Raw genomic sequence first — 17743 nt, forward strand, 5'->3', positions numbered from 1 at the left:
AAAATATGTAGCAGAAAGATGTAAGCTTTGCGTTTCATAAAAACAGAAAAATAAACACAAAGTTTTATGAAAAATTCTGTTGATTTTAACGAGCAAAGAAGTATGACTTTGTCGCTGATGAAGCTAAGGGTTAAAACGTCCGCTTCGTCGAATCAACGGAGTTGATTCTGCCCTTTGCCTACTTAAAATATGTAGCAGAAAGATGTGAGCTTTGCGTTTCAGAAAAACAGAAAAATAAACGCAAAGTTTTATGCAAAATTCTGTTGATTTTAACGATCAAAGAAGTGCTATTTTGTCGCTGATGAAACTAACGGTTAAAATGTCCGCTTCATCGAATCAACGGAGTTGATTCTAGCCTTTGCTCCCTGAAAATAGACATAATGAAGCTAAGGATTTGCGTTTCAGAAAACAGAAAATTAAATACAAAGTTTTATGTAAAATACTTTTTATTTAGAGAAAGCAAAATGTCAGATTAAAAACAAACACAAATGACAGAAAATGAATTATCCTATAAAATAATAGGGGCAGCTATCGAAGTTCATAAAAATATTGGAGTTGGATTATTGGAACATGCTTACGAAACAGCTTTAGCTTATGAATTGAAATTATTAGGCTTGAATGTTAAACAACAGGTATCCTTACCTTTGAAATATAAAGGAATGACTGTGGAGAATGCATACAAAATAGACCTGATCGTAGAAGATAAAGTGATTATTGAAGTGAAATCTGTACAGGAACTGAGTTCAATTTCTCATGCTCAGGTACTGACCTATCTGAAGCAATCCAATATAAAACTTGGGCTTCTCATTAATTTTAACACTGAACTGATCAAATATGGAATTCACAGAATTGTAAACAAACTTACCGATGAATAAAACTACTTTCTTTCTTTTTATGTTTCTCTTTGTTCAGAACAGCATCCGGGCACAGTTTTCAGAACGTAATTTATCTTCTGAAAAATGGCAGTTTAAAAATGTGAAAGAAAAGAACTGGCTTTCTGCAAAGGTCCCGGGAACTGTTCATCTCGATCTGATGAGTAACAATATCATTCCCGATCCTTTTAAAGACGAAAACGAAAAAAAAGTGCAGTGGATTGAAAATGAAGACTGGGAATATCATACCCGCTTCAGGGTTACTCGGAAAGAACTGGGTAACCAACATATTGATCTTATATTTAATGGGCTTGATACCTTCTCAGAGGTCTATCTGAATGGAAAACTGCTGACAAAGACAGATAATATGTTCAGAAAATGGGAAATTCCGGTAAAGGAATTCTTAAAGGCAGGAGAAAATGAACTGAAAATTAAATTCAGATCTGCCGTTAAAGAAGGAAAAAAACTGGCTGAAAAAGTTCCGTTCACGATGCCTGAATCTCCGAGAAGTTTTGTAAGAAAAGCACAGTATCAGTTTGGCTGGGACTGGGGCCCAAGACTGGTCACCGCAGGAATCTGGAAAGATGTGAAACTGGAGTTCTGGAACCGGGCAAAAGTAAATAACATCCAGGTTCAGCAGCACACCGTTACAGATACTTTAGCGAAAATTTCTTTTAATATGGAGATTTTTGCCGAAGAAGAGGGCGAATATTATGTAGGCTTTAATATCAATAGAGGAACATATCGTTTTAACCTGAAAAAAGGGCTGAATACAATAGCTGTGCCCTATACCATCAAAAATCCCAAATTATGGCAGCCTAACGGATGGGGGGAACCGAATCTGATAAAAACAAAAATTACCCTGTACAAATACAAAGGAGGATGGGCCGTTAGAGACACCGATGTAAGATATGGTCTGAAGACTGTGGAGCTGGTTCAGGAAAAGGATGGAAAAGGAAAATCATTCTATTTTAAAGTAAACGGAAAACCCTTATATGCCAAAGGAACCAACTGGATTCCGGGTGACAGCTTTTCCCCGCGCATAACCGGAGAAAAATACAGAAAACTCATCAGAGATGCCAGAGATGCCAATATGAATATGATCCGGATCTGGGGAGGTGGAATTTATGAAGATGATGAATTTTATAAAGCCTGTGATGAGAACGGAATTCTGGTATGGCAGGATTTCATGTTCGCAGGAAGTTTTTATCCGGCTGATGAACATTTTCTGAACAATGTGAAAGAAGAAGTCAAAGACCAGGTCCGCAGACTGCAGAACTACCCATCCGTAGCTTTATGGTGCGGTAATAATGAGATTGATGAAGCCATTGTCAACTGGGGCTATCAGAAACAGTTCAAATACTCAGAGAGCGACTCACTGCAGGTATGGAAAGATTACAGGAAGCTTTTTCATGAAGTGATTCCCAATGCATTGAAAGAAAACCTTACGGCTGATAAAAACATATACTGGCCGAGTTCTCCATCCATAGGCTGGGGGCACAAAGAAAGCCTTACAGAAGGGGATTCCCATTACTGGGGTGTTTGGTGGGGAGAACAGCCTTTCGAGATTTATAATGAAAAAGTGGGACGTTTTATGTCTGAATATGGTTTCCAGGGAATGCCGTCCTTAGAAGCGGTAAAATCCATGTTTTCAGGAAGCCCCGTTCTGGAGCTGCAGAACCCCGTCGTTAAAGCGCATGAAAAGCATTCCAGGGGCTGGGAGATCATCAGCGGATACATGAAACGGGATTATACAGTTCCCGAAGATTTTGTGAAATACAATTATATTTCCCAGTTGCTTCAGGCCCGGGGAATGAAGATTGCCGTAGAAGCCCACCGCAGGGCAAAGCCATATAATATGGGAACACTGTACTGGCAGCTGAACGATTGCTGGCCCGTAGTTTCATGGTCGTCCATAGATTATCCGGGAAACTGGAAAGCTCTGCATTACCAGATGAAGCGAAGTTTTGAACAGCAGGTTATCCTCACGGAAGAAAAAGACGGGATCCTGAACTTTTATGCAGTCAATGACGGTTTAAATAAATTTCAGGATGTAAGTATTGAAATTAAAACAATACGTTTTAACGGTGAAGTTGTTGACGAAATATCCAGTTTTCCGGATGGGAAAATATTGGAAGATATTGTAAAATTTGATCCGTTTGAAACTCTGAATCTGGTTCCCGAAGCAGACCGGAATAAAACCTTTCTGCAGCTGACACTAAAAGATGCCGGTGGAAAGATCATAGCAGAGAATATCCACTTTTTCTCAAAACCGAACGCGATGAAGCTGACAAGACCGAATCTGAAGATCAGGTATGTTTCTCCTTCAGAGATTGAAATCTCCACAGATGTACTTGCTAAAGATGTTTATCTGATGGGAGACACCCATTTCAGCGATAATTTCTTCGATCTGCTGCCTGGTACCTCAAAAAAGATTATACTTTCTAAACCATTGGATAAAGTTGAGGTGATGAGCCTGTGGGAGGCATTGAGAGAATAAAAATCCAGATGACAGATAATTAAAGGCTTAAGAATATTAAAGATTTCTGTTATTCCCGCAGATGCCGAAGATCTTTTTAATCCAGTCAATAAAAATTGTAGATTTTTAAGAATCTTAAGTGAACTTCTATGTGTGAAGCTTTAAATTTAAAGATCGCTGAAGTGTTAAAATATTTTGTCCCTCGTTATGGTTAAAATAGTTTTCCCACAGATCCCTCAGATAACACAGATAGCTTCATCGAATCAACGGAGTTGATTCTACCCTTTGCTCCCTCTAAATCAACATTGCCTATAAATTAACTTTGCGTTTCAAAAAAATGCAAATTAACATATCCATACAAATTTAATTTCCCACAAACAACATAATAATTAAAACCCTTTCCAGCCGGTAAATATTACGGTGAACTGATATATCATTGTGAAATACTTAAAGAAAACCCAGGAATTGGAAAAATACAGAGTGAAATTGGGTTTGATATTTTAGGATTTCTTTCTAGCAGACATAGTATTTTTTATAAAATCATAGACATAAAAGAAATCGAAATCATCAGAATTCTTGGAGCTGATATGGATTTGAAAAAACGTATTCAGAAGTAAACTTTATTCGGCCAGCCTTCAGAAAAAACAAAGCTTTCCCATTTGATTGGAATCATACCCGAAAAAGTATAAATTTTACACCTCCAACTGAAAAATCAGCCGTAACTTTGTAGAATATTTCTTTAACGTTATGGTAAATTTTGTTCTGATTGCAGTGTGCATTATAGCAGGAATGATATTCAAAGCAACAAAATCTATCCACCCCGATGCCCATAAAGGCATTAATACCTGGATTCTTTATCTTGCCCTGCCGGCAGTGTCCTTCAAATATCTGCCCAAAGTAAAATGGACTACGGAAATGCTGTTTCCTATTGCAGCCACCTTTCTGATCTCTGTTTTCTGCTTCTTCTTTATGATGTTTTACAGCAAAAGCAAAGGGTATTCAAGGCGTTCCAGAAGCACCCTTGAGCTGGCAAGCGGTTACAGCAATACCTCTTTCATCGGGTTTCCGTTGATCAGTGCTTTTTACGGAGAAAGTCTGCTCAGTATCGCCATCATTTGTGATCAGACCATGTTTTTTGCCCTTTCTACATTGGGAATTATTGCCGCAGTAAAAGGCGGAAGCAGATCTGGAAAAGTAAGCGCTGTATTTATTTTAAAAAGGCTGATCGCATTTCCTCCGCTCATAGGCTGTATATCCGCTTTGATACTGTCACAGTTCATTGATTTCACTTTTGCTGAACCTTTTTTCGATAAGCTGGCAGCCACAGTAAGCCCTTTGGCCCTGTTCTCAGTAGGACTTCAGCTGAAATTCAACGGCTGGAAAAAACTGATTCCGCAAATGTCTGCATCCATGCTCTATAAACTGATCCTGGCTCCTGCTATTGTTTTGGGAATGGCCTTGCTTTTCGGGGTAAAAGGAAACGTTGCGAAGATCACCATATTTGAAGCCGCTATGCCGACCCTTGTTACTTCCAGTATCATTGCAGAACAGTTCCGGCTCAATACAAAACTTACCAATCTCATTATTGGCGTCAGCATTATTGTAGGATTTATTACTTCTGCATTCTGGTACCAGATCACAGAACTGCTCTTTTGAGCATCATTAAAGCAGAATTTAATTAGTTAATCTTCGAAGAAACTATTTTGAGGAAAAAGCTCTTTATTTATCATTTTTATAAATTGAAAAACTGTTTCTCTTTATGTAAAAACTATGTGCAGTTTTTTTATGAAAAGCAAAGTTTACATCTTTTACCGCATATTTCGAGATGCAAAGAGTAGAATCAACTCCGTTGATCCGATGAAGCGTACGTATTAAACACAAGCTTCATCAGCGACGAAGTCGCATGTCTTTGCCTGCTAAAATGAAAAGCATCTTACATAAAGCTCTGCGTTTATTTTCTTTCTATTTTTTGAAACCAGAGTTTACATCTTTTTACCGCATATTTCGAGGATGCAAAGAGTAAAATCAACTCCGTTGATCCGATGAAGCGCACGCATTAAACACAAGCTTCATCAGCGACGAAGTCGCATGTCTTTGCCTGCTAAAATGAAAAGCCTCTTACGTAAAGCTCTGCGTTTATTTTCTTTCTATTTTTTTGAAACCAACGTTTACATCTTTTTACCGCATATTTCGAGATGCAAAGAGTAGAATCAAATCCGCTGATTCGATGAAACGTACTCATTAGCCACAAGCTTCATCAGCGACGAAGTCGCATGTCTTTGTCTGCTAAAATGAAAAGCCTCTTACGTAAAGCTCTGCGTTTATTTTCTTTCTATTTTTTGAAACCAGAGTTTACATCTTTTTACCGCATATTTCGAGGATGCAAAGAGTAAAATCAACTCCGTTGATCCGATGAAGCGCACGCATTAAACACAAGCTTCATCAGCAACGAAGTCGACCTGCTTTGCTCTCTCAAAATCAACAGTATTTTACATAAAGCTTTGCGTTTAATTTTTATATTTTTCCAACAAAAATATCTGCATCATCAAATCAACACTGTTGGTTCGATAATGCAGATATTTGATTTTTAAAAATTCTGATGCAAAGATTCAATTCCAATAAAAATTGCAGTTCTCTGAATAAAAATCTAATTTTACACTTTAAAATTTTCCCTTGCAGTACGCCCAGATTGTTTTGCCGCTTAATTTAAAAGGATCTTTTACCTATAAAGTTCCCGAAGAACTGATGAACGGTATTCAGACCGGAATGCGTGTACTGGTGCCTTTCGGAGGAAAAAAAATCTACACAGGACTTGTTTTCGAACTTCATGACAATGCACCGGAAAGTTTCGTTGCCAAAGAAGTGATCAGTATCCTTGACGAAAATCCGATCCTGCCCGAAGAACAGATCCGGTTCTGGAACTGGCTCTCGGAATATTATATGTGCGGGTTAGGAGAAATTTACAGATTTGCATTTCCGTCTTCGCTGAAGCTGGAAAGTGAGACCTATTTAAAATTAAAACCCAATGTAACGGTTGATTTTGAAAACCTGGATGTCAATGAAATGTATCTTATTCAGGCTTTAGAAGTTCGCCAGCTGATCAATCTTACAGATATTGAAGCCTTTATTCCGAAAAAGGAAATTATTAAAACGATCAACGCCCTGATCGATCTGCAGTATATTGAGATAGATGAGAAAGTGGCAGAAAAATATAAAGCAAAAGAAGTTGCCTACGTTAAAATAAATGATGAGGTTTTAAAGAACCAGAACCTTACGGATATCCTGATAAAGCTCAACAGGGCTGCCAAACAGAAGGACCTTTTCCTGGCAATTCTTGAAAAGCAGACCGAACATCCCGAAGTTCCCATCAAAAAAGCAGATCTTTTTGAAGACGGCTACTTTGGAAGCTCCCATTTTAAACCGTTGGCAGATAAAGGTCTTGTTGAGGAATATTATATGCAGAAAGACCGGATAGACAGTTACGAAGGAGAAATAGAAGAGATAGAAGAGCTTTCTGAACAGCAGGAAGCAGCCAAAGCTGAAATTGATGAAGCATTTGAAGAAGGACGGAATGTATTGCTTCACGGGGTGACCTCTTCCGGAAAAACCCATATTTATCTTGAGAAAATTGAAGAATCCATCCGTGAAGGAAAGAACGTACTTTTTCTGCTTCCTGAAATTTCTCTTACCAAACAGATTACCCGGAGACTCGAAAAAAAATACGGCAGACTGCTGGGGTTCTATCACCAGAAACTGACCGATTTTGAAAGGGTGGAGGTATGGCGCAGAATCAGGCAGAATGATATAAAAATTCTCATTGCAACAAGGAATGCCCTGTTCCTGCCTTTTCAGAATCTGGGACTTATTATTGTAGATGAAGAACATGATTCTGCATACAGACCCAGGGAAGTTTCACCTTATTTCAATGCGAAAGATGCCGCTCTTGTTCTGGGAAATTTTTATAAAGCCGGAGTTATTCTGGGATCTGCAACACCGTCTGTGGAAAGCTATTATGCAGCCAGAAAAGATAAAATGAAATATATTTTCCTGAATGAAAGATTCGGGAACGTAAATCTGCCGGAATATGAACTGATCAACTTCAAAGAAGCGCAGGCATCTAAAAAAGTTTCCGGAAATTTCTCTCTACATCTGATTGATGAGATCAGAAAAATAGTGGATGAAAAAAATCAGGTCATTATACTCCATAACCGCCGTGGCTACGCCAATGTAGTGGAATGCGAGACCTGCGGTTATGTGAATTACTGCTCAAACTGCGATGTGGTAATGACCTATCACAAGGCAGCCAACGAAATGAAATGCCATTATTGCGGACAGAAAGCTTCAAAGCCAAAAACCTGCCCGAAATGCTATTCAGAAAATCTCAACGAAAGAGGAGTAGGAGTAGAGCAGATTCATGAAGAAGTCTCCAAACTCTTTCCTGAAAATGAAGTGGACAGAATGGATGTGGACTCCATGCGTAAGAAATTTGCCTACGAAAAACTCTACGAAAAAATAGAAGAAAGAGAAACGGATATCGTTGTCGGGACCCAGATGATTTCCAAAGGTCTTGACTTTGATCATATTGAGCTGGTTGCCATTCCAAAAGCCGATTCCCTGCTGTACGTACAGGATTTCAGAGCAGAGGAAAGAGCCTATCAGCTGATTACACAGGTTTCCGGACGGGCCGGAAGAGTTTCCGGAAAAGGAAAGATTTTAATTCAGACCTATAATCCTGAACATTCGGTATTTCAGCTGATCAGAATGAACAATCCTGCGAAAGTCTACAAACATATCCTTACCGAACGTCAGAAATTCCATTATCCGCCGTTTACCAAACTGATCATGATTGAGCTGAAACACAGAAGAGAAGATAAGGCCAACCGTGCATCCCAGTTCTTAGGCTCTGTACTGAGGAAATATCTTCCCGGAGACTGTGTGCTGGGGCCGGAAAAAGCTCAGATCGGGAAGCTGAATAATTTATATCAGTTCCAGATTATGCTCAAACTTCCACGCGGAAAGAACTATGAAAAGTTCAAGGCCCTGGTTTTATTAAGTCTGAAAGAATTTGATGAAATCACTGCTTATCAAAGCATTAAAAAAGATATTTTTGTTGATTTTTAACAATTTTTAACAAAATTTACGGTCTTTTATCATATCTCTGTATCCCTTTATCTGACAATAATTTCTACTTTTGATCGTTGATTAAATGTTTGGTTTCTGTATTGAATGATTTAACCTGTCATTTTTTATAGTGTCAAACTATGGAACAAAAAAAGATAGATGGTAAATTTCAGAAAATATATTTCAAGTGCAGCGGTATTGGCTTCCGGATTCTTCCTTGCCCAATCTACCGTTTCTACTGTTCTTTACTCACAGGCTTATGATAATCAGAAAAGCAGTTTGAACCTGCCTTCTCCCATTACTTCGATAGCGGAGAAAACGGTTTTATCGGCCAAAGAATTAGTAGACATTAATGTAAACACAATGATGGCGGATCCTGTGCTGAAAAATGCAGACTGGGGATTCGTAGTGTACGATCCGAAAACGAAGAAAGTAATTTCTTCGTACAATGAAAGCTCTCCTCTGGTTCCGGCTTCTACAACCAAACTGCTGACCACAGAAACCGCGATGAGCTTACTGGGAGAAAATTACCGGTGGATGACCCAGCTGGAATATTCAGGAACGATAGATGAGAACGGAACCCTGAACGGAAATCTTTATGTGGTTGGCAGCGGAGATCCTTCCCTGGGAACCAATAAGGCAGGGGCCTGGTCGTACAGAGACATTATTTCAGACTTCATGGGCGGACTTTCACGCGAAGGAATCAGAAAGGTAAATGGTGATATTATCATTCAGACAGCGCTTTTCAAAGGCAATATTACAAGGCTTCCGGAAAATGTTGTATGGCTTGAAAACAATAATTACTATCTGCCGGTAGGAACCACGCGGGAAATCAATCCGGCCAACGAAAAACTGATCGTAAAAAAAGCGGGATTCTCTTCAGAAAAAAAATTCTTCTATGTCTCTCCATATGCCAATCAGATGGTATATGCTGAAAAATACGACGGAAACGGAACATTAACGACCAAATTACCCGATGCTCCGGCTTACCTGGCCAATACATTCAGAACTACCATGATAAAAGGAGGTATTCCGGTAACAGGAAAAGTTACACCTAAAATGACGGATGCCACTCCCGAAAACAGAAAACTTGTAGCAGCCTATAAGTCGCCTACTTTGGCAGATATTATTTATTATACCAACCAGCACAGTGACAATTCTCTGGCAGAAGCATTACTGAAAACCGTTGGATTCCAGAAAATGGGAGATCAGACTTCAGAATCAGGAAGAATAGTCGTAACCAGCCATCTGAAAGATTCAGATTTTGATATGCTTGGTTTAACTTATATGGACGGAAGCGGACTTTCAAGAAGCAATCATGTGACCCCCATCTCCCAGGTGAAGTTTTTATCTTCCCTGATGGACGAAAAATACTATAAAACATACCTGAGCTCTCTGCCGGTAGGCGGCCAGTCCGGAACACTCAAAAGAATGTTCCTGGGAACAGGAAACGGACAGGTCTTCGCTAAGACAGGAACCCTGAACAAAGTAAAGACTTTAGCAGGATACCTGAAAACCAATTCCGGTAAAACACTGGTGTTTTCTTTGATGGTGAACAATTATTCGGGATCTGTGGATATGGTGAAAAAGAGAATGGAAAAAATTCTTGAGCCGGCTCTGGATCTTTAAACAGAATATTTATTTCAATATTATAAAAGCCTTTTAATCAATGATTAGAAGGTTTTTTTTATCTTTGATTAAATCTAATGATCTGAGTATGAGAAAATTTTATCTTTTAATCATAAGTGCAATGGTTTCTTTTCAGCTTTATGGCCAGAAACAGGACCAGAACATTGAAATGAAGGGACTGATTGCAAAGGAAATGAAGTCTTTTGCTAAAAAAATGACCACCTTCAATGTCAACCCCAATACACTGAACTATGATCTTCAGTACCAGAGACTGGATGTTTCTTTAGATCCGGCAGTGCATATGATTGCAGGATCGGTTACTTCACATTTTAAGCCCAATCAGACTATGGGCAGCATTTATTTTGATCTGACGAATGTGCTCACGGTTTCCCAGGTGCAGTATCATGGTACCAGTATTCCGTTTCAGCAGTTTCCTACCAAAGAAGTAAAGATCGATTTTCCTGCTTCCCTGCCTGCCAATACCCTGGATTCACTCACGATTCATTATTCCGGACCACCTTCTACCGAATACAATGCTTTTTCTGTCGGTATGCAGAGTGATGTACCGGTTCTTTCCACTTTGAATGAGCCGTACGGAGCACAGGACTGGTTTCCTACAAAACAGAGTCTCAACGATAAGATCGACAGATTTGATTTTAAAATTACAACCCCTTCCCAATACAGCGTTGCCGCCAATGGAAAACTGATGTCTGAAACAGCTCTTCCGGGAGACCGGAAACTGACGTTCTGGAGAACCATGTACCCCACAGCAGCTTACCTGATCGCACTATCCATCACCAATTTCGTAAAAATGAACGATACCATAGGAAATCCGCCGTTTCCGTTCGTTAATTACGTTTATCCGTCTACAAGTGCAAACACCACAAGCATGGAAAATTTAGAATGGACCAAGCAGATCATGAATACCTTTGAAACCTATTTTGGCCCTTATCCTTTCCGCGACGAGAAATACGGGCATATGGAATACAAATACGGAGGAGGAATGGAACATCAGACCATGACATCCCTGGGAGGCTGGACCAAACATCTCATTGCCCATGAGCTGGCTCATCAGTGGTTCGGAGACAAAGTTACCTGCGGAGCATGGAATGACATCTGGCTGAATGAAGGTTTTGCCACATTCGGAACCCATGTATCCAATGAAAAGCTGATCATGACACATCCTGAGTTTATGAATTACCTGATAAGCCAGATCAATATCATCACTTCTTCCCCTGATGGCAGTGTGTATGTTCCCGATGGCGGGCTTCCCAATGTCGGAAGGGTTTTTGATAACCGTCTGTCATACATCAAAGGAGCCTATATTTTAAGGATGATCAAGTGGATATTAGGGGATACCGCTTTTTATCAGGCGATCAGGGAATATCATGCAAGACCGGCTCTTGCTTACAGCTATGTGAGAACATCGGATTTTAAAGCATCCCTTCTTCAGTCTACGGGAAAAGATTTTACAGAGTTTTTTAACGACTGGCTGTACGGAGAAGGTTATCCTTCCTATACCACAAAATGGAGGCAGATTGGCAATCAGCTCCTGTTTAAAGTTTCCCAGACCCAAAGTTCTCCCACCGTAAACTTTTTTGAAATGCCCCTGCCTGTAAAAGTAACCGGAACCGGTGGAGAAACTGCTTATTTTACCCTGAATCATACCTTCAATAACCAGGGTTTCGTAGAAACAATAGCATTTCCGGTAGCAAGTGTTCAGTTCAACTATGAGTATCAGATCCTTGAGAAAAACTCAACTGTAATGCTGGATAATACCCTGAGTGTGTCTTCCGTGGAAAAAGAAGATTTTGCCCTGTATCCGAACCCTGCTAAAAATGAACTTTACATAAAAGGAATTGACAGAGCGGCTGGGTTTTCTATTCATGCTGCGGACGGAAAACTCGTGAAAACAGGAACTTACCAGCCCGAAAAAACGATAAACATTGCAGATCTTGTACCCGGAACATATATTTTTACCATAAAAGAGAAAAATATAAAGTTTTTAAAACATTAAATTGAAATTTATTTTAAAATTCAACATGGGATTGATGATTTAAAAAACATAAATAAAGTCTATGCAGGCCGTTAATATGTAAGATATTTTCAATGAATTTTTATTTTAATTAAAAATACTTTTTGGTTTTCAGCTGAAAAGTATTTATTCTATATTTGGAAATAATTTCTGAATATGAAAGCATTTTACTCTTTTATTGCATGCTTACTGCTGTCGCAGCCATTTTACAGCCAGGACCTGAAAGAAAATATCGAAAGAAAAGGACTGGTGGCAAAGGAGATGCAGTCTTATGCCAATAAAATGGGCACGGGTAATATCAACCCGAATACCCTGAACTATGATCTTCAGTACCAGAGAATGGATCTTACCCTGACCCCTGGTTCATACAATATATCCGGTTCGGTGACATCCCACTTTAAGCCCAACCAGAATATGGGAAGCATTTATTTTGATTTTACAAATGTGCTGACGGTTTCCCAGGTGAAATATCACGGAACCAATATCCCTTTTCAGCAGCTGGCCACCAAAGAAATAAAAATAAATTTTCCGGCATCGCTTCCCGCCAATACGCTGGACTCGCTGACGATTCATTATTCCGGATCACCTGCGGCTACGGATATTTTCTTTAATAACACGCAGGGAGGAACTCCTGTTCTTTCTACTTTGAGCCAGCCCTACGGAGCACAGGACTGGTTTCCTACAAAACAAAGTCTTAATGACAAGATCGACCGGTTTGATTTTAAAATTACCACTCCTTCACAATATCATGTAGCTGCCAACGGCAAACTGATGTCTGAAACCCCTCTTGCCGGAGGACAGAAACTGACATTTTGGAGAACCATGTATCCTACGGCCGCCTACCTGATCGCTCTTTCCGTAACCAATTTTGTTAAATTAAACAGCACGATCGGTAACCCGCCATTTCCGTTCGTCAATTATATCTATCCTTCTACAAGTTCAAACACCACAAGTATGGCGAATATAGAATGGACCAAACAGATGATGGATACTTTTGAAACCTATTTCGGGCCTTATCCTTTCCGGAATGAAAAATACGGCCATATGCAGTTTACCTGGGGTGGAGGAATGGAGCATCAGACCATGTCTTCTATGGGAGGATGGAGCAAGGACCTTATTGCCCACGAACTTGCCCACCAGTGGTTTGGGGATAAAATTACCTGCGGTACCTGGAATGATGTATGGCTGAATGAAGGTTTTGCCACCTTTGGCGAGCATCTGGCCTACGAGAAACTCCTGATGAGCAACACCGAATTTTTAAATTATCTGCTGGGAGAGAAAAATTATATTACCACCGGTACCGGAGGAAGTACCTACGTTCCGGATACCGGATTATCCAACGTAAACAGGATCTTCGACGGCAGGCTTTCCTATTCCAAAGGCGGATATATTGTAAGAATGATCAAATGGATCCTGGGTGATGCCGCTTTTTATCAGGCCATGAAAGATTATCTTGCCAGACCGGATTTAGCCTATGGATATGCAACGACTTCAGATTTTAAGGCATCCCTCCTTCAATCTACGGGAAAAGATTTTACGGAATTTTTCAACGACTGGCTGTATGGTGAGGGATATCCTACTTATACTACCCGTTGGAAACAGACCGGAAACCAGATCAGATTCAGGGTTTCCCAGACTCAAAGTTCTCCTACGGTAAACTTTTTTGAAATGCCGTTACCTGTAAAAGTGACGGGAACTGCCGGGCAGACCGCTTATTTTACTTTAAATAATACTTCCAATAACCAGGATTTCGTAGAAACGGTTTCTTTTCCGGTGGCCAGTGTTGTGCTTAACTATGAATATCAGATTCTTGAAAAAAACTCAACGGTTATTAAAGATAATACTTTGAGTGTGGCTTCTGTGGAGAAAGAAAATTTTGCCCTGTATCCGAATCCTGCCAGAAATGAGATGTATTTAAAAGGAGTCGACAGAGCAACGGAGTATTCTATTCATGCAGCAGATGGAAGGCTGGTAAGAAAAAGTAGGTATCAGCCGGGACAGATCATCGGTACAGCAGACCTGGTTCCGGGATCTTATATTTTTACAGTAAAAGATCAGCATATAAAATTCATTAAACGTTAAAAATATTCTAAAATAGTTTCAAAAAAATAATAATAGTATTGTTTTGTTATTTTATACTAAAATTTTTAATTAATATTTAAAATTATGAGAATTTTATTCCTGTTTTCTCTGTTGGGAAGCTCGTTTATATCCGCCCAGATGGAAAACTGCGCCCTGAAAAAATCTGAATTTATAGAGGCAACTGCCGTAGATAAGAATGATATTCTGTGCATCGCTAAAAACTCAGGAAAGCCCAATACCGTTTTTTATACACTGGCCAGCTGGTGTGTACCCTGTATAGAACACCTTCCGGACGCTCTCCAGCTTGAAAAAGATTATAACACCAGTGTGTATATTGTACTGGTAGAAGGGGAGGATGACAAGAGAATAAATAAAGCTGTGGATATTGTGAAGAACAGGTCCGCAGATGCCAAAATACTGGTGCTGAAAAATAAAGCATTTCCGGGAGGAGTTAAAAAGCGCAACAGGGTTTTCGCAGAGCAGATGACCCCGCCACAGCTTGAAATGATTCCGGATTTCTCCAAGTTTATGGTGGTGAATAACCAGGGAGAAGTAAAGATGGTAACCACCTGGAAAGATTATAAAACAATAGATCATAAAACCAGAGAAAACGCACAGCAGATGCTGGCGCATACCGTAATTCCGCTTTTAAAATAATCTGATTTTCAGAATCCATAAATAACACCGCCGTTTCATAAGATTGAAACGGCTTTTTTTATTAAATTAGCACATCTAAAAATTTAACAAAAAATGATCTCTGAAAAATATCTTCAACATTTACAGAACGAACTTCAAAACATTGAAAATGACGGCCTTTTCAAAAGAGAAAGAATCATTACTTCTCAACAGAGTGCTGAAATTGAAGCCAACGGGAAAAAACTGCTGAACTTCTGTGCCAATAATTACCTGGGATTATCCAACAATCCGGAGGTAATGAAAGCTTCACAGGATATGATTGAATCTCATGGATACGGAATGTCATCCGTACGTTTCATCTGCGGAACACAGGATATTCACAAGCAGCTGGAAAAAAAGATTGCAGATTTCTTAGGTCTTGAGGATACGATTCTTTATGCTGCTGCTTTTGATGCTAACGGAGGAGTTTTCGAACCTTTATTTACTGAAGAGGATGCTATTATTTCAGACGAACTGAACCACGCTTCCATTATAGACGGAGTACGTCTCTGTAAAGCGGCAAGATACCGTTACAAAAACAATGATATGGCAGATCTTGAAGCTCAGTTGATTGCAGCTTCAGAAAAGAATCACCGTTTCAAAATTATCGTTACCGACGGGGTTTTCTCGATGGACGGAATCGTTGCAGACCTGAAAGGGCTTTGCGATCTGGCAGATAAATATGATGCTTTGGTAATGGTGGATGATTCTCATGCAACCGGCTTCATCGGGAAAACAGGCCGGGGAACACACGAAGCCAATGAAGTAATGGGAAGAGTGGATATTATTACCTCTACTTTAGGAAAAGCCCTTGGCGGTGCTTTGGGAGGATTCACTTCCGGTAAAAAAGAGATCATCGATATGCTGAGACAGCGTTCAAGACCCTATTTGTTCTCCAATTCACTGGCGCCGGGTATCGTTGGAGCAGCCCTGAAAGTCCTGGATATGATTTCCGATGATACTACACTTCGCGATAAGGTTATGGAAAATGCCGGATATTTCAGAACCCAGATGAAGGCCAGAGGATTTGATATTCCTGACGGTGATGCCGCTATTGTTCCGGTAATGCTTTATGATGCACCTCTTTCCCAGAAAATGGCTGAAAAGCTTATGGATGAAGGAATTTATGTGATCGGATTCTTTTATCCTGTGGTACCGAAAGGAAAAGCAAGAATCAGGGTACAGCTTTCCGCTGCACACACGAAAGAACATCTTGACAAGGCGATTGCTGCTTTTGAAAAAGTTGGAAAAGAATTAGGAGTGATTTCTTAAAATAAAAAAAAATCTACGTTTGTAGAATAAAAAACAGGATTTCTTATATTTAGAGAAATCCTGTTTTTTTATTCAGAGGATTGGACGTATTAACAATAAAGAAAAATTGAAATACATTAAAAATATACCGCTTTTACATGAATTGAAACTATTTCTTTTAGTAATTAAATAATTGTAGTTAAAAAAATGTTATTGCTGAATAGATAATAATATAATATATTTGGAACACTAATTATAATAACCATTTTGTGCGGAAATATTTACTTCTTTTTGTTTTTTTGGGCTTTTTCAAAACAACTTATGCTCAATCTGATGATTACAAATCAATACTTACTGTAAGTGCTTTTGCTCCTTTTCGTGACCAACGCTATAATATAGGTTATATGCGGAAAATAAATGAAAGATGGTGGGTTGGAAGCGAAGTGGCATATGGAACCGATAAAATAATTCCTGTAAATATGGGCAATTTTGAAGGGGAAAATAGGGTTTTTGAGATAAAACCGGAAGTTTTTTACAGTTTGGCGCCCCAATCAAGATTAAAACATTTTGTGTCAGCAGAAGCTTTCTATTTAAACCAAACAGGAAAAAATATTTCAGGAAAATATTACGACGAAAATGATGTTTATTATTCTTTTAGTTCAGCAGATTATAAAAGAACCAAATATGGATTAAATATTAATTACAGCATTTTGCTTCATAAAGAGTCTTCATGGTTTGGTTTTATGCCTAAAATTGGCTTTGGTATCAGACAAAAAAATATTTCTTATACTCATATGACAGGAAAGGAAGAAGATGATGCTCCTATAGATGGCCTTCCTTTTGATTATCACTCAAATCGGCAAGGTTCCAATTTGCGCTTCAATTTTAATATTGATATGAAATTCATTTTCAAATTCTAAAAAATATTTAATCTTTATTATTTTAAGCTAAAGACTTTAGATTAAATTCTCTTTTTTTCCGAAATAAACTATCTTTGCAAACAAATTTTTAGGATGCTGTATACCGTCATCAAAGCTTTACATATTATCTTTATGGTAAGCTACTTTGCGGGAATTTTTTATCTCGTGAGGATCTTCGTTTACTATAAAGATACCGATGAGTTTCCGGAAGAAAAAAAGAAAATTCTGAGAGAGCAGTACACTTTTATGGCCAGAAGACTATGGAATATCATTACGGTTCCGGCAGGAGTTATCATGGCCGTTTGCGGAATTGTCATGATCTTTCTGAATACAGGGCTGATGAAAATGCCGTGGTTTCACCTGAAACTGACTTTCCTGATCGGGCTTGCCATCTACCATTACTGGTGCTGGAAAAAAGTACTGAAACTTAGAGAACTGAATGGAAATACCCTGGAAACGGCCAACATCAAACTGAGACAGGCCAATGAGATTGCAACCTTCATTCTTTTCCTTGTGGTATTTACCGTGATCCTGAAGTCTTCAGTAATTGAATACTGGTGGCAATTAATTGCAGGATTTTTCGTTCTTGTATTTCTGATCATGATGACCGTGAAACTCGTTAATAAAAATAAAAGAAAACCTTAAAGACTTATTGGTAATGGGGAACCCGGATAAAGGT

General features: G+C 39.1%; 11 protein-coding genes and 1 pseudogene. All 12 read left to right on the forward strand.

Translation table 11 applies throughout. The features are described from left to right. Positions 1-488 precede the first annotated feature (488 nt). The 12 genes and pseudogenes from AC106S_RS11460 (at position 489) to AC106S_RS11515 (ending at position 17709) form a co-directional block, all read left to right on the forward strand. The gene (locus AC106S_RS11460; RefSeq protein WP_482439204.1) at positions 489-875 is read left to right on the forward strand and encodes a GxxExxY protein; all 387 of its coding nucleotides are present in this window, start codon (positions 489-491) and stop codon (positions 873-875) included. Beyond that, positions 868-3372 (forward strand): beta-mannosidase, encoded by a 2505-nt coding sequence (locus AC106S_RS11465; RefSeq protein WP_482439205.1) that lies wholly within the window; start codon positions 868-870, stop codon positions 3370-3372. The genes AC106S_RS11460 and AC106S_RS11465 overlap by 8 nt, the downstream gene beginning before the upstream one ends. A gap of 395 nt (positions 3373-3767) precedes the next feature. Then, positions 3768-3968: pseudogene (locus AC106S_RS11470) on the forward strand (type II toxin-antitoxin system RelE/ParE family toxin); the annotation flags it as partial. A 130-nt stretch (positions 3969-4098) separates the two neighbouring features. Further along, complete coding sequence (locus AC106S_RS11475; protein ID WP_482439206.1) at positions 4099-5007, forward strand: AEC family transporter; 909 nt, start codon at positions 4099-4101, stop codon at positions 5005-5007. A 1017-nt stretch (positions 5008-6024) separates the two neighbouring features. Continuing rightward, positions 6025-8472 carry a replication restart helicase PriA gene (gene priA, locus AC106S_RS11480; protein ID WP_482439207.1) on the forward strand — a complete coding sequence of 816 codons (2448 nt, stop codon included), beginning with the start codon at positions 6025-6027 and terminating at the stop codon, positions 8470-8472. A 159-nt stretch (positions 8473-8631) separates the two neighbouring features. Further along, a complete protein-coding gene (gene dacB, locus AC106S_RS11485) occupies positions 8632-10101 on the forward strand; it encodes a D-alanyl-D-alanine carboxypeptidase/D-alanyl-D-alanine endopeptidase (RefSeq protein ID WP_482439208.1) in 1470 nt (489 codons plus the stop codon). An 88-nt stretch (positions 10102-10189) separates the two neighbouring features. Next, positions 10190-12118 carry a M1 family metallopeptidase gene (locus tag AC106S_RS11490; protein ID WP_482439209.1) on the forward strand — a complete coding sequence of 643 codons (1929 nt, stop codon included), beginning with the start codon at positions 10190-10192 and terminating at the stop codon, positions 12116-12118. Between the two features lie 174 nt (positions 12119-12292). Further along, positions 12293-14218: a M1 family metallopeptidase gene (locus tag AC106S_RS11495; protein ID WP_482439210.1), complete on the forward strand. Its 1926-nt coding sequence runs from the start codon at positions 12293-12295 to the stop codon at positions 14216-14218. A gap of 84 nt (positions 14219-14302) precedes the next feature. Continuing rightward, positions 14303-14875: a TlpA family protein disulfide reductase gene (locus AC106S_RS11500; protein WP_482439211.1), complete on the forward strand. Its 573-nt coding sequence runs from the start codon at positions 14303-14305 to the stop codon at positions 14873-14875. Between the two features lie 93 nt (positions 14876-14968). Next, on the forward strand, positions 14969-16165 hold the full coding sequence (kbl, locus tag AC106S_RS11505) for a glycine C-acetyltransferase (protein ID WP_482439212.1): 1197 nt from the start codon (positions 14969-14971) through the stop codon (positions 16163-16165). A gap of 248 nt (positions 16166-16413) precedes the next feature. Beyond that, positions 16414-17064, forward strand: coding sequence for a hypothetical protein (locus tag AC106S_RS11510; protein WP_482439213.1), 651 nt, complete (start codon positions 16414-16416; stop codon positions 17062-17064). Positions 17065-17157: 93 nt separating this feature from the next. Continuing rightward, the gene (locus AC106S_RS11515; protein ID WP_482439214.1) at positions 17158-17709 is read left to right on the forward strand and encodes a CopD family protein; all 552 of its coding nucleotides are present in this window, start codon (positions 17158-17160) and stop codon (positions 17707-17709) included. Positions 17710-17743: the final 34 nt, after the last annotated feature.

It is taken from the genome of Chryseobacterium sp. FR054 (assembly GCF_056844565.1).

Excerpts from the sequence above, each read along its gene's own strand:
- AC106S_RS11460 (WP_482439204.1), top strand. The coding sequence starts at position 489 with ATGACAGAAAATGAATTATCCTATAAAATAATAGGGGCAGCTATCGAA.
- AC106S_RS11465 (WP_482439205.1), top strand. The coding sequence starts at position 868 with ATGAATAAAACTACTTTCTTTCTTTTTATGTTTCTCTTTGTTCAGAAC.
- AC106S_RS11475 (WP_482439206.1), top strand. The coding sequence starts at position 4,099 with ATGGTAAATTTTGTTCTGATTGCAGTGTGCATTATAGCAGGAATGATA.
- dacB (WP_482439208.1), top strand. The coding sequence starts at position 8,632 with ATGGTAAATTTCAGAAAATATATTTCAAGTGCAGCGGTATTGGCTTCC.
- AC106S_RS11490 (WP_482439209.1), top strand. The coding sequence starts at position 10,190 with ATGAGAAAATTTTATCTTTTAATCATAAGTGCAATGGTTTCTTTTCAG.
- AC106S_RS11495 (WP_482439210.1), top strand. The coding sequence starts at position 12,293 with ATGAAAGCATTTTACTCTTTTATTGCATGCTTACTGCTGTCGCAGCCA.
- AC106S_RS11500 (WP_482439211.1), top strand. The coding sequence starts at position 14,303 with ATGAGAATTTTATTCCTGTTTTCTCTGTTGGGAAGCTCGTTTATATCC.
- kbl (WP_482439212.1), top strand. The coding sequence starts at position 14,969 with ATGATCTCTGAAAAATATCTTCAACATTTACAGAACGAACTTCAAAAC.
- AC106S_RS11515 (WP_482439214.1), top strand. The coding sequence starts at position 17,158 with ATGCTGTATACCGTCATCAAAGCTTTACATATTATCTTTATGGTAAGC.